The sequence below is a fragment of the Ohtaekwangia kribbensis genome, assembly GCF_042676245.1.
GTDB classification, from domain to species: Bacteria; Bacteroidota; Bacteroidia; order Cytophagales; family Cyclobacteriaceae; genus Ohtaekwangia; species Ohtaekwangia kribbensis.
On record NZ_JBHTKA010000007.1, the window covers coordinates 192,156 to 206,523 of the forward strand.

Below are 14,368 nucleotides of genomic sequence, written 5' to 3' on the forward strand. Positions count from 1 at the left end.
GTGTCTCCTCCATGATTTCCTTTGTGCCATGGATTTAAAGTTACTTGTTGCTAAAAAATAACGTTGCCCATTATGGAATCTTCTTCCCCATTGCATCTTATTCTCAGAAACGGATTAACCTGTTTATCCATGAACAAAACACAAATATTATCGGCAGCCATGGTAATCGTAACATTACATGCAAACGCACAAAGATGGCTCTCCGTAGGAGGAGGCATTTTGCTTAAAGAGAAACCGGAGGAGACCGAAGTAAAGATCAATGTCGTGCGAGATGATGAGCCAGAACCGGCTCGCGGCAATGGAACCATCAAAGCCCTCGCAGTTTACAACGGAGCGCTCTACGCAGCAGGCGTATTTAAAATGGCAGGAGGCAAACCTGCTAACAACATCGCCCGCTGGGATGGAAAAACATGGTCGCCTGTAGATATAGGTATAGATGGCATCGTCATGTCACTATATGTATACAAGAATGAGCTCTATGCCGGAGGACTTTTTGATAAAGCAGGAAACACATCTGTAAAAAATATAGCGCGCTGGAATGGCAAAACATGGCTACCCGTGGGAGCGGGCATCAATAGTGAAGTAGCGGTTCTGCAGGTATATAAAGATGAACTCTATGCAGCCGGAAGTTTTACAGAAGCCGGTAACAAACCGGCCAAAGGTATAGCACGGTGGAATGGTAAAACATGGTCGGGAGCAGGAGCGGGCGTACCCAATGATATATACGCGTTAACCGAGTACAAAGGTGAGCTCTATGCCGGCGGTACGTTTGTACTGGATGAACAACGCCAGAATTACACAAGCAACCTGCTGAAATGGAATGGCAAAAGCTGGACAGGCGTTGCTGGCTTTAACGGTGCTATAACAAGTCTGGCAGTGAATAAAGATAAACTTTGCGTAAGCGGATATTTTAGCCATGCAAACAATACAACGAATGTATCGATGGTGGCAGAGACCGATGGCAAGCATTGGACATCCGTTGGAAAGGAACCGATAGGATATTATGTAAACCGTGCACGCACTGCTGTACATGTATTATTCTCGTACAGTGATTTACTCTATGCCGGTGGCGATTTTGTAAGTGAACAAAGTAAACCAGCTAATAGTATAGCCAGCTTTAACGGAACAGGATGGACAGCATCCGGTACGGGTGTTGATGGCTCGGTAGGTACATTTGCTGTATACAATGGCGAATTATATGCCGGAGGATCCTTTATCAATGCCGGCAATGATGTAGTAAACGGCATTGCCCGTTTGAGCATGGATTCGAAATAGAATTAACGGATAATTATACATCACGATAACCTCTGTGCGTGGAGCATCAGAGGTTATTTTTTGCTGTCCAAAGACTTGTTGAATGGATTTTATCGTGCTCATTATCAGTGGATAAGAATAGTTATTTGTAAAAATATACCAATTGGTATATTTTTACGGCCAATATGACCAAGGGCGAACGCACCCGGCAACACATTATCGAAAAAACAGCGCCTCTCTTTAACAAGAAAGGGTTTGATGGAACATCATTGTCGGATCTTACGGAGACAACCGGACTTACAAAAGGCGCACTCTATGGTAATTTTGCTGACAAGGATGAGATCGCGTTGGAAGCATTCAAATACTCCATCCAAAAAGTAAAAGAGGTGGCACGGGCAAAAGTAGCCAAAGCCGATACATGCAAGAAGCAATTGTTTGCACTTTTTGATTTCTACGGTGAGTATGTGTTCGATCCGCCTATACCGGGTGGATGTCCCATGCTAAATATGGCAATTGAAGCTGATGACCACCGTACGGCTATGCGCAAAGTGGTAACGAAAGAATTGATGGACACCATAAGCTTTATAACATCACTGATAGAAAATGGTATAAAAGCAGGCGAATTCAAAAAAGATACTAAATCAAGCGAAATTGCTTACACGCTCTTTTGTTCTATAGAAGGAGCGCTTATGTTTGCGCGCGTGGAAAAATCAGACGAACCGATGAAGATCATCATTCGTCATTGCAAGAACTTAATTAATCAAATAAGTAAATAAAAGAAGTATGCAACAACGCAGAGTAGTCGTTACAGGTATGGGAACTTTGTCACCACTGGGTAATACTGTGGGCGAGTTCTGGAATAACCTGATTAACGCCAAGAGTGGTTCAGCACTTATCACCAAGTTCGACACCACAAAATTCAAGACCAAGTTTGCATGTGAATTGAAAGGGTACGACCCGTTGAATTATTTTGAAAAAGCAGAAGTAAGAAAGCTTGATCCCTTCGCACAGTATGCATTGGTGAGCAGCGACCAGGCTATAAAAGATTCAGGTCTTGATCTGAATGCTATTGATAAAACACGTGTAGGTGTTATCTGGGGTTCCGGTAACGGAGGCTTCTATACTTTTCAACAGGAAATTATAGAGTATGCGAAAGGTGATGGTACACCGCGCATCAATCCATACTTTATACCGAAGGTAATTGTAGATATAGCAGCCGGATGGATTTCCATAAAATATGGTTTTATGGGATTGAACTTCTCAACGGTATCGGCATGCGCTACATCCAACACAGCGATCATTGATGCGATGAACTATATACGCTGGGGTAAAGCAGAAATTATAGTAGCCGGTGGATCGGAAGCCGCTATTAACGAAGCCGGTATAGGAGGGTTCAGCGCATTGAAGGCATTGTCTACACGTAACGATAATCCGGCTGCTGCATCACGTCCGTTTGATGTAGATCGCGATGGCTTCGTAATGGGCGAAGGTGCGGGTGCATTGATACTCGAAGAATACGAGCATGCTAAACGCAGAGGTGCACGTATATATGCAGAAGTTGCAGGAGGAGGTATGTCTGCCGATGCATATCACTTAACGGCTACACATCCCGAAGGTGCCGGTGCTATGCTGGGTATGAAATGGGCGTTGGAAGATGCCAACCTGAAACCGGAAGATGTTGACTATCTCAATCCACACGCTACATCAACACCGGTAGGTGACGAGAGCGAGATGAAGGCTGTCGCAAAATTCTTTGGCGATCACGCGAAGAAGCTGCACATCAGTGCAACAAAATCAGCTACAGGTCACTTGCTCGGTGGTGCAGGTGCAATTGAAGCGATCATCAGTATAAAAGCAATCGAGAACGGAATTATACCGCCAACGATCAACACACAACAACTCGATCCTACATTGCCACAAGGACTAAATATAGTATTAGGCTCCAGTATAAAGAAAGATATAAACGTAGCGATGAGCAATACGTTCGGTTTTGGCGGACATAACGCTACTGCTGTGTTTAAGAAAGTATCGTGATAAGTTATTGGGATCTGCTGGGATCAGAAGCGAAGTGTGAAGACAGTTCGCACTTCTGGTTCTGATTCCACAGTAATAGAACCATTATGCATTTGCATAATCTGCCGCGACAGGCTCAGGCCAATACCTGAGCCTGTTCGTTTGGTAGTATAGAAGGGAACAAAGATGTGATCAATTGCTTCTTTAATTATACCCTGTCCGTTGTCGATAACTTCAATCAATATAGCCGAGCCATCGTAGCGGCCTATCAGTTCAAGTGCGGGGTGTTCGGTTTCTCCCAGGGCCTCAATAGCATTCTTCAGCAGGTTGATTAACACCTGTTCAATCATTTCAAGATCGGCCTGTATAGTCAGGTATTCTGAACTGCACTCTACGCGAAAGTTGATGTTCGTCTTTTTCAATTCAGTCTTCATCAACTGGGCAACGTGTTCCAGCAAACTCTGTAGCCGTACCGTTGCGAGCTTGGGCTTAGGCAGCGAAGTATATTCGCGGTATGCGTCAATGAATTTGATGAGACCTTTGCTTCGGTTCTCAATCGTACTTAAACCTTCGCGAAGATCTTCTGCGCCTTCTTCTTTCAATTCGTAATGATTGCCCATCTTCTCCATGTCGTGATCCAGTATCTCGCGCAGGGTAGAAGTGAGCGAAGATATAGGGGTAATGGAATTCATGATCTCATGGCGCAATACACGGGTCAGGTTTTGCCACGCTTCGAGTTCCTGCTTCTGTAATTCCGGTTGAATGTTTTGGAGCGTGATCAGTCTCACATCCGTTCCCCGAATGCGTAACTCAGTGGACTGTACCGTTAGGTATAGTTCGTTACTGCCTTTATAAAGTTCACTCTTGCCCGGCTCTACACTATTAATAGAATGATATAGCTTGGGATTGATCGCGATGAGTTCATTGATATTCTTGATGGATGTAATCCCCATGAATCGCTTCGCATTCGCGTTAATCAATTGCACATTCCCGTCAATATCAAATGAAAGTATACCGGTGCGTACCTGTTGTACAACGGTGTTGAGGTATTGGCCGTGTTCTTCTTTTTCAGACCGTGCCTTGCGGAAAGCCTCGAGCACTTCGTTGAAAGCTTCATTCAGATCTTTGAAACTTTTGCCGAGTTTATTGTCGGAGGCAAAACCGGAAATGAAATCAGAATATTTTACAGATTCGAGGAAGCGTGTAAGCTTACGGTTTGTCTGACTGACAAATCGAAAAATCTCTACAAGCTGTAGCACGATGATCGTACCCATGAGCATGGCAGCGAATAACATGTTCGGTCTTACGACCATGTACATGAATAGCGCCATGGTTAATCCCAACATGACCACGCGCAGAATAACGCGGGTACGAAAATCTTTAAAGCCGAAGTTCACTGAATGCGATTCGAAAATTACCGGTTCAAAGTTCCAAGTTAAAAGAATACTTGTTCGTTTCTACTATCACAACATGAAACTTTGAACGTGATGCAGGTTAAAGTCCATACTTTTCCAATCTCCGGTATAATGACGATCGTGTTAGCCCTAATTCTGTTGCCGCCTGCGTAATGTTACCGTTGTATTTTTTGAGCACTTTACGGATGAGCAGTTTTTCGACTTCTTCAAGGTTATATTGTTCGAGACTCAGTTGCCCGTCTTCTTTGCCAGACGAAGGTGTGAAGTTGAAATCCTCCGGCTGCAATACACTGCTGTTGCTCAGAATCACGGCACGTTCAATAGCATGCTGTAATTCGCGAATGTTACCCGGCCACGGGTGCTTGTGCATGCGTGTCATGGCACCTTCGCTGATCTTCGTTACACTCTTGTCGTACTTCTGCGCATAGTATTTCAGAAAGTGTGTGGCCAGTAAAGGTATATCTTCAAAGCGCTCGCGCAGTGCCGGTATCTCGATCTCAATGGTGTTTATCCGATACAGCAAATCCTGGCGGAAGCGATTCTCTTTTACCATTTCATAGAGCGGCATGTTGGTAGCGCAGATAAGGCGGATGTTGATTGGTGTGTCTTTGTTCGAACCTACGCGACTAACTTTTCTGTTCTGTAATACTGTGAGGAGTTTCGCTTGCAGCGGCATGGATAAATTACCGATCTCATCCAGGAAGAGTGTACCGTTGTTGGACAATTCAAATCTCCCTGCGCGATCTTCTTTCGCATCAGTGAAGGCACCTTTCTTATGACCGAAGAGTTCGCTTTCAAAAAGTGTTTCGGTGATAGAACCGAGATCAACGCCTACAAAGTTTTCATTCTGTCGGGATGAATTTTTATGGATAGCACGAGCTATGAGTTCCTTACCAGTACCATTCTCTCCGAGGATCAATACATTCGCATCGGTACGTGCCACGCGATCAATCGTCTGAAATATTTTCTGCATAGCAGCACTCTGTCCAATGATCTCGCTGAACCGGTTGTTCAGCGCCTGGTTGATCTCGTGATTTTTTATCTTGAGATTTTCAATTACATCGCGCGATTCCCGAAGCCGCATAGCCGAATATAGTGTAGCGAGTAATTTTTCATTTTCCCACGGCTTCAAAACAAAATCCGTAGCACCTGCTTTTATAGCCTTAACCGCCATCTGTATATCTCCATACGCTGTGATCAATACAACTACTGACGATGGATCGATTTGCAGGATGCGTTCAAGCCAGTAATATCCTTCGCTGCCGCTGCTTACATCTTTGGTAAAGTTCATGTCGAGCAGTATAACATCGTAATCCTCATTCCCCATCAATGCGGGTATAGCTTCCGGATTTTTCTCAATATCCACCTGAGCAAAATGTCGCTTCAGGTGCATCTTCGCGGCTTTTAAAAGGTCTTCATTATCGTCAACGATCAGAATCTTACCTTGCTTGGTCTCAGACATTATCTATAGGGTTTAAAATTAAGGTCAAAGTATATATATACCCTCACACTACGCACCGTCTACACGCCACAGTCAACATACACAACTGCCCACGTATCCACGTAAACACATAAGGATTCGTCCGCTAGCGGGCAAAGCGTGTACCGAAACCGTTACACCGTTAAAAACTGTGAAAAACACGTTTCTGAGCATTTTTTAAAGAAAATTGTCCGTTCGCATCCGGACACACACGTTCACATGTGAACGAGAACTGTACAGCAATAATGTTGAATTCAAGTCAAATTCGCATTCTGGCGCTTGGCACACTTGTTGGCTTGCTGCCAGTGTCCGCGATGTATAGTGAACGTAATCGGGTGACACGATTATCGGAGAAATATAGCGGCGACTTATAACTCAATACGAATGGACAAACAGATTAAGAAGAAAAAGTGGACGATAAAACGTCTTGCCACCTACGGTGGAATTTCCGTGTTAGTAATTTTTGTAGCGTATCAGCTCATCTTCGCTGACAGACGACAAAAACTAAAGATCGAGAAAGACAAGATTACGATCTCAACGGTTGGCCGCGGTGTATTCCAGGAATTTATTCCGCAGACCGGTACTGTTGAGCCAAGTCGCACGGTATATCTCGATGCCATTGAAGGAGGAAAAATAAAACGCGTAGTGGCCGAGAGCGGTGCTATGCTGAAAGAAGGAGATATAATTTTAGAATTAAGCAACCTTAACCGCGAATTGGATGTCTTAAGTCAGGAAGCACAGTTGAGCGAAAGTATAAACCGTAACCGTGATACCCGTTTGGCTATTACGCAAAACGACTTGCAACAGCGGCAAACGCTGGCGCTCATTCAAAGTCTTTTGGCGACTTTAGAGCCGCAGTATAAACGTGAAAAAACTTTGTACGAGAAGAAGCTGATTTCCAAGCAGACTTTCGAAAAGACGGAGGCTGACTATAATTATAACCTGGAGCGTTGGAAGATTACGTACGAGGCGTATCGAATCGATTCGATCGATCGTATCCGTCAGCTTCGTAACATCAACCACCTGGAAAGCCGTATGAGCCAGAACCTGGATGGTGTAGGAAGAATTCTGGATAACCTGGTGATTCGCGCTCCCATCGATGGACAGTTATCTCGTCCGCAGCTGGATGTTGGACAAAGTGTAACGCCGGGTCAACGTTTAGGACAGGTAGATATCGTAGGAAGTTATAAAGTTCGTGTGCCGATAGATGAACTATACTTGCCACGCATCACAACCGGATTACATGCTACAACAACGTTCAACAATAAGGACTATAAACTGGAGATCATGTATATATATCCTACGATTGAGAACGGTAGATTCTTTGTAGATATGAACTTTGTTGGTGAAACACCTTCTGGTATACGCAGAGGTCAGTCCCTTCGACTGCGTATTGAATTAGGACAGTCTTCAGAAGAGTTGTTGTTGCCGGTAGGCGGATTCTATAAAGATACCGGTGGTAACTGGGTATTCGTAATGGACAGCGAGAACCGCGCAGTACGCAGAGATATAAAACTGGGCAGAAAGAATACCGAACACTTCGAAGTACTGGAAGGCTTGCAGCCGGGTGATAAAGTAATCACCTCATCATACGAAAACTTTGGCGACAGCGAGGTATTGTTACTGGACTAATTGTAACTTTTGTTTAAAATAGGAGTACTATTAACGACTATAAAACTTAATTGATAAACCGAACATCATAACCACAATAAAATAAACCTGCCATGATCAAACTTAAAAATCTTGAAAAAGTCTACACGACAGAAGAAGTAGAAACAACCGCGTTAAACAACATCAACCTCGAAATTAAAGAGGGAGAGTTTGTGGCCATCATGGGCCCGTCTGGTTGCGGAAAGTCAACGTTGCTCAACATCCTGGGTTTATTGGACAATCCTTCAGGCGGTGAGTATTATTTTGGTGAACACGAAGTAGCTAAATACTCTGAGCGCCAGCGTGCACAACTTCGTAAAGGCTCTATCGGTTTCGTATTCCAGAGCTTTAACCTCATTGACGAACTTACTGTATTCGAAAATGTAGAGTTACCACTGTTGTATATGAAAGTGCCTGCGGCAGAACGCAAGCAGCGCGTTGAAGAAGTACTCGAGCGCATGAACATCATGCACCGCAGAAACCACTTCCCGCAGCAGCTCTCCGGTGGTCAGCAACAACGTGTGGCTATATCGCGTGCCATTGTAGCAAAACCAAGAGTGATACTGGCCGATGAACCTACCGGTAACCTGGACTCTGCCAACGGTGAAGAAGTAATGAAGCTCCTGTCTCAATTGAATGAAGAAGGAACAACCATCGTAATGGTGACTCACTCACCGTATGATGCAAACTATGCACACCGCATTGTTAACTTGTTCGATGGTAAAGTTGTAACCGAGAACATCAAGGAACATTTCCATATTTAGTCTCAGGTATACCGCTTCTTGCTATACCCTTTAAACCGAACAGGACGTAGCAGCCAGTTGATCGTGGCGGTCAACCACTGGCGATACTCCTTATAAGTATACAGCCCGGCAAAACCAGCCGGGCTTTTTTTATTGACCGGAAGTGAACACGGGGTTGTACAGTTCCGAATGGTATACTGTGCGAAATAAGCTATAGATGCACTTTTATGCAGTGGCATATTTATTGGCCGATGCATGCAACCTCTCATCAGGGATGGTAGTCTTATAACCAATTCGACCCTTAACCCCATGATAAAAAACTATCTCCTCATCACTTTGCGTAGTATGATGAAGAATAAACTCTTCATCCTGATTAATGTGTTCGGTCTCGCCATTGGTATTGGCTGTTGTATTGTAGCGTACTTCAACTGGGAGTTTGATACTATATTTAATACCCATCACGTGCATGCTGACAAGATATACCGTGTTAGCCAGGTGCGTGAATTTGAAGGCACCGAACGACTTTATGGATATACTTCGCTGCCGATGGGCCCCACCGTTCGGCAAAATATACCCGATGCTGAGAAGGTAACAAGACTAAATCGCTCCTGGTCTAATTTCAAAGTGGAAGACAACTTGTTCCCCGGTGGTATAGCCTATGTTGATCCTGACTTCTTCGAGATGTTTTCATTCGAATTTATCCATGGCCAACCTGCCGATTTGAAGGATAAATCAAAAGTATTTTTAAGCGATGAACAGGCGAAGCGCCTCTTTGGCAGTACAGATGTTGTGGGTAAACAACTTACGCAAGTGCTCGGCACAGAACTAAAAGAATTTACGGTAGGCGGTGTATTTAAAAAGCAGCCACAGAGTTCAAGTTTCCGCTTCCAGGCCTATATGCACTTCGATAACTTCTTTGATGATGCAAAAGATGTAAAGGAAACGGATTGGAAAACATGGACAACAATGTTCGTCATGATTCCCAACCCGACACGCGTAAATGCTATACATAAACAGTTACAGGCTTACCGCGAGAACAACAATAAAGTTCGTGAGGATTTTATAGTAACGGAGTATGTGCTGGATCCATTCGTAGGAATGGCACAGCGTGATGAGATAAATGATACCTGGAATGAGACATGGGACGCCAACCCGCGCTCGGCTGTATATGCGCCTACCATTATGGCGGTGCTGGTATTGCTGATCGCCTGTTTTAACATGACCAATACATCTATCGCTATATCTTCCCGAAGGCTGAAAGAGATTGGTATACGAAAAGTAATGGGTAGCATGCGGGCGCAGTTGATTGTGCAGTTCATTGGTGAAACCATGTTTATATGTTTTCTCTCGCTCGTGATTGGACTTTTCCTCGGTGAAGTATTACTGAATGCGTGGAACTCGCTGTGGGAAGAAATGAAACTCACGTCACACTATATAGATAACCCCGGATTTGTATTATTTCTCGTTGCTGTACTGTTGTTTACAGGCTTGATTGCAGGCAGTTACCCAGCATTCTATATCAGCAGTTTCGAACCTGTAGGTATATTAAAAGGTAAACTGAAGCTTGGAGGTACCAACCTGTTTACACGTGTACTTCTTTGCCTGCAATATGCTATATCGTTGTTGGCTATTGTCTGTTCAATTGCTTTCTACCAGAATTCCAAATACCAGCGTGATTTCGATCTTGGCTTTAATGAAGAAAGCGTTATTATAGCATACGTTGAAAACGGGAATGAATATGAAACGTATCGCAATGCATTGGTGCAGAATAAAGATATACTTTCGGTAGCCGGCTCAAAACACAGTATATTTTCACAGCGCTATAAGGATCCTGTAAAGTATGAATCCAAACAGTTTGAGGTGGATATCATTGACGTAGGCGATGATTACCTGAAAACCATGGGACTGACATTGACTGAAGGTCGTGACTTCCAGAAAGACTCTGAAACAGATCGTAAAGAGTCCGTGATCATCACACAAAAAATGGCCGATATATTCAAGTGGGAGAAACCGCTAGGAAAAGAAATTCTCTGGCACGACACGGTAAAGTTATATGTAGTAGGGGTAGTGAAAGATGTATATACGGTAGGGCTATGGGCACAAATGGAACCGATGATGATTCGGTATACCAACAAGGAACAATACACCCACGTTATTGTAAATGCTCCCATCGAAAAGTTAACGGCAGTGAACGCCTTTATGGAAAAAGAATGGAAACAGATTTTCCCAAACAGACTTTATAACGGCCGCTATTTATACGAAGAAATGAAGGAAGCCTTTACTGTAAATGATAATATAGTGAAGATGTTTATCTTCCTGGGAATAGTAGCGATGATCCTCTCGGCAACCGGATTGTTCACGCTGGTATCACTGAATATAATCAAGAAGATGAAAGAAATAGGTGTGCGGAAAGTATTGGGTGCATCGATTGTAAACATTACCCGCATCATTAACACGGAGTTTGTGATTATCCTGCTGATCGCCTCGGTATTGGGTTGTGCCCTGGGATATTTTATGGTAGATTTATTAATGGGCAGTATTTGGGATTACTATCAAAGCACGACAATGATCACGTTTATGGTTTCGATCATGGTGATGTTTGTGATCTCGGCTGTAGCGATCGGATATAAAGTTTTCAGTGCAGCCTCGATGAATCCGGTGAATACGTTGAGGGACGAGTGATGGGGAAGTCCGAAAGTCGGGAAGACCGGAAGACAAAAGCTTGGAAGTCCGGAGGACTGAAAGAAAAGTGGAAGGTCTCAAACTTTCGGACTAAATTACTTTCAAACTTATTTATAACTTCACTGTAACCTCGATCACTTCAAAAGCGTCACATATAAAATCACTAAGCCGCTAACTATATCTCTATGTTAAAAAACTATTTCAAGGTAGCGTTTCGGAATATTCTGAAGCACAAGTTCTTTTCATTTATCAATATCCTGGGAATGACGATCGGGGTAACAGCCTGTCTGCTTATCATTCTATACGTGTCGGATGAACTGAGTTTTGACAAGTTTCATACTAAGGCAGACCGTATGTACCAGGTTGGTTTGCACGGAAAGATTGCCGGACAGGAGATATATACTTCAACAACATGTCCACCGATGTCGGCAGCGCTTGTGGCGGATATTCCGGAGATAGAAGAATCCACGCGGTTAGACGGTTATGGATTGGCGGCCATCAAGTATGGCGAGAAAGCGTTTACAGAAGAAAAGATCTTTTATGCAGACTCTAACTTTTTTCAGTTTTTCAGTTTCAAACTTTTGGAAGGAGATGCCAAAACAGCGTTGAAAGAACCCAACTCCATTGTCTTTACTACCAGTCTTGCGAAAAAATATTTCGGTAATGAATCTGCTATCGGTAAACTGGTTACGGTTGGTAATGATAGCACTACGTATAAAGTTACCGGTATAGCTGAAAATGCACCGACTAACTCGCACGTTATTTTTACGGCACTGATCTCGGCAAGCTCTGCTGAACATTTAAAGCGGACTATCTGGCTTAACAACGGTATGTATACATATTTCATTCTGAACAAGAATGCGAAGCTTGAAGACGCTGTAAAGAAGTTTGATAACCTTGTGGTGAAGTACGTTGGTCCTGAGATAGAACGGTTCATGGGTGTTTCGTTGAAGAACATGAAAGAGCAGGGCGGTGCCTATGGATACTTTGCTGAAAAAGTTACGGATATACATTTGCGTTCAAAAGCGCAGCATACTATAGAGCCACCCGGTAACATCACGTATGTATACTTCTTTGCAGGGATCGGTATATTTATCATCATCATCGCTTGTATCAATTTCATGAATCTTTCTACAGCGCGTTCTGCGGGAAGAGCAAAGGAAGTTGGCTTGCGTAAAACATTAGGTTCGCTGCGTGGACAGATGATCGGACAATTTCTCGCGGAGTCGATGATCTATAGTCTCATTACTGTAATACTGGCGTTGGCCACCTGCTATTTCCTGTTGCCATTCTTTAATACACTGGCCGGTAAACAACTGGGCATGGGTATATTTCTGACGCCTGCATTTATCGTGGGTGTAGTTTTACTCGTGTTGTTTGTCGGATTGATCGCAGGTAGCTACCCGGCATTTTACCTGACGTCCTTTAATGCTGTGGAGGTATTGAAAGGTAAAGTTCGTGCCGGTATGAAGAGCGGAGGCGTGCGCAGTACGCTCGTGGTTTGCCAGTTTGCGTTATCTATATTCCTGATCATTTTCACAACGGTGGTATACCAGCAGATCACGTTCATGCAGGAGCGTAACATGGGAATCGACAAGCACAACGTACTGGTTATACGCAATACGTCACGTTTGGGCACTAACCGCGATGCGTTCAAGAACTCTTTGAACGATCTTACAGGGATTGTAAAATCAAGCTATACCAATAACAACTTCCCGGGTGTTAACAACACAACGGTGTTTAAATCGGCAGGCTCGGAGCAGGATCATATCATGGGATTGTATTATGCCGACTATGATCACATGGACGTTCTGAAGTTCGAACTGAAGGAAGGGCGTTTCTTCTCGAAAGATTTTCCTTCTGATTCATCTGCTATCATTCTTAACGAAGCAGCTGTAAAAGAATTCGGATTCAACAATCCTTTACAGGAAGAAATACTTTACAACGACAGTGGTACACCTTTGCGCTATAAAGTGATTGGTATATATAAGGACTTCAATTTCGAGTCGCTGAAGTTTAAAGTGCGCCCACTCGCGATCATGCTTACTAAGAATGCGAACCAGTTGATGGTGCGCTATGAAGGTAGTTCGAAGAATGCACTGGCATCGATCGAAAAACTTTGGAAGACCCAGGCACCAAACGAACCGTTCGACTATAACTTCCTGGATGAAAACTTTGATGAACTGTTTCGTGTAGAGCAGCGCATGGGCCAGGTGTTTAGTGTATTTTCAGGACTCGCTATATTTATAGCGTGTCTTGGATTGTTTGCACTCGCAGCCTTTACAGCAGAGCAACGCACCAAAGAGATTGGTATACGTAAAGCGTTAGGTGCATCGCCTGTAGGTCTCGTTGTTTTGTTGTCGAGAGAATTTACCAAGCTCGTACTGATCGCTTTTGTACCGGCCGCAGTAGCAGCCTGGTTTATTGTTGACAGCTGGTTGAATGGCTTCGAATATAGAATAGACATTGACCCGCTCGTATTTATAGGCAGCGGTGTTATAGCCATTGTTATAGCATGGCTTACGGTAAGCTATCAGTCAATAAAAGCAGCTGCAACGAACCCGGTAAATTCGCTTCGTTATGAATAATGTATAGGCGTGTGTTTATACATTGAAAATGTAGATCAATGAAAAAAGAGGCTTTTTAGAGTGTATTCGCAGTTTTTTTTCGTCAATATTAAGTTTTTGTTAACTGAATAATACTTTGGTAATACATGGTTAATTTAGTGCATCAACAGATATTTTATGGACAAGACAAAGACATCTAAAAAGGCGTTGCAAGGCCTCATCAATGATTCACTGCGTGAGGCTATCAGCAGCCTGGAGTTACCAGAGGCAGGTAAGAAAGTGAAAAAGTTACTGCACCGTAATTCCAAAAAGCTTGCTTCTGTCTATGCCGACATCCTGAAGCGTGAAGAAAAAAAGAAAAAGAAAGCTGAGAAAGGTGTTGAAAGCAACGCGAAGAGCAAAGGCAAAAAAAGCAAGAAAGAAAAAACAGGTAAAACAGAAGTTGTAGCATAATATATACTTCCCGAACAACCTGAAAACGACCCCGGCTTTTAACCGGGGTCGTTTTGTTTTTGTGTAAAATTCAGAATAGCAGTATAGCAAGAACCAGGTTTTTATAGTGAA

General features: G+C 43.5%; 10 protein-coding genes. 8 read left to right on the top strand and 2 right to left on the bottom strand.

What is annotated here, in order from left to right; translation table 11 throughout:
* Window positions 1–129 precede the first annotated feature (129 nt).
* The 3 genes from ACFQ21_RS16025 (at window position 130) to fabF (ending at window position 3,288) form a co-directional block, all read left to right on the top strand.
* Window positions 130–1,275, top strand: a complete 1,146-nt coding sequence (locus tag ACFQ21_RS16025; RefSeq protein WP_377580288.1) for a hypothetical protein — start codon at window positions 130–132, stop codon at window positions 1,273–1,275.
* A gap of 164 nt (window positions 1,276–1,439) precedes the next feature.
* A complete protein-coding gene (locus tag ACFQ21_RS16030) occupies window positions 1,440–2,030 on the top strand; it encodes a TetR/AcrR family transcriptional regulator (protein WP_377580289.1) in 591 nt (196 codons plus the stop codon).
* A gap of 7 nt (window positions 2,031–2,037) precedes the next feature.
* On the top strand, window positions 2,038–3,288 hold the full coding sequence (gene fabF, locus ACFQ21_RS16035) for a beta-ketoacyl-ACP synthase II (protein WP_377580290.1): 1,251 nt from the start codon (window positions 2,038–2,040) through the stop codon (window positions 3,286–3,288).
* A gap of 23 nt (window positions 3,289–3,311) precedes the next feature.
* Here fabF and ACFQ21_RS16040 read toward each other — a convergent pair whose 3' ends face one another.
* Window positions 3,312–4,664: a sensor histidine kinase gene (locus tag ACFQ21_RS16040; protein WP_377580291.1), complete on the bottom strand. Its 1,353-nt coding sequence runs from the start codon at window positions 4,662–4,664 to the stop codon at window positions 3,312–3,314.
* A 97-nt stretch (window positions 4,665–4,761) separates the two neighbouring features.
* Window positions 4,762–6,144 (bottom strand): sigma-54-dependent transcriptional regulator, encoded by a 1,383-nt coding sequence (locus tag ACFQ21_RS16045; protein ID WP_377580292.1) that lies wholly within the window; start codon window positions 6,142–6,144, stop codon window positions 4,762–4,764.
* A 402-nt stretch (window positions 6,145–6,546) separates the two neighbouring features.
* Between ACFQ21_RS16045 and ACFQ21_RS16050 the strand changes: the two genes are divergently transcribed.
* From ACFQ21_RS16050 to ACFQ21_RS16070, 5 genes are all read left to right on the top strand, one after another.
* The gene (locus ACFQ21_RS16050; protein WP_377580293.1) at window positions 6,547–7,794 is read left to right on the top strand and encodes an efflux RND transporter periplasmic adaptor subunit; all 1,248 of its coding nucleotides are present in this window, start codon (window positions 6,547–6,549) and stop codon (window positions 7,792–7,794) included.
* A 92-nt stretch (window positions 7,795–7,886) separates the two neighbouring features.
* Window positions 7,887–8,576, top strand: coding sequence for an ABC transporter ATP-binding protein (locus ACFQ21_RS16055; RefSeq protein ID WP_377580294.1), 690 nt, complete (start codon window positions 7,887–7,889; stop codon window positions 8,574–8,576).
* Between the two features lie 288 nt (window positions 8,577–8,864).
* Window positions 8,865–11,237, top strand: a complete 2,373-nt coding sequence (locus ACFQ21_RS16060; RefSeq protein WP_377580295.1) for an ABC transporter permease — start codon at window positions 8,865–8,867, stop codon at window positions 11,235–11,237.
* Window positions 11,238–11,422: 185 nt separating this feature from the next.
* Window positions 11,423–13,825: an ABC transporter permease gene (locus ACFQ21_RS16065; RefSeq protein ID WP_377580296.1), complete on the top strand. Its 2,403-nt coding sequence runs from the start codon at window positions 11,423–11,425 to the stop codon at window positions 13,823–13,825.
* A gap of 156 nt (window positions 13,826–13,981) precedes the next feature.
* Window positions 13,982–14,257 (top strand): hypothetical protein, encoded by a 276-nt coding sequence (locus ACFQ21_RS16070; RefSeq protein ID WP_377580297.1) that lies wholly within the window; start codon window positions 13,982–13,984, stop codon window positions 14,255–14,257.
* Window positions 14,258–14,368: the final 111 nt, after the last annotated feature.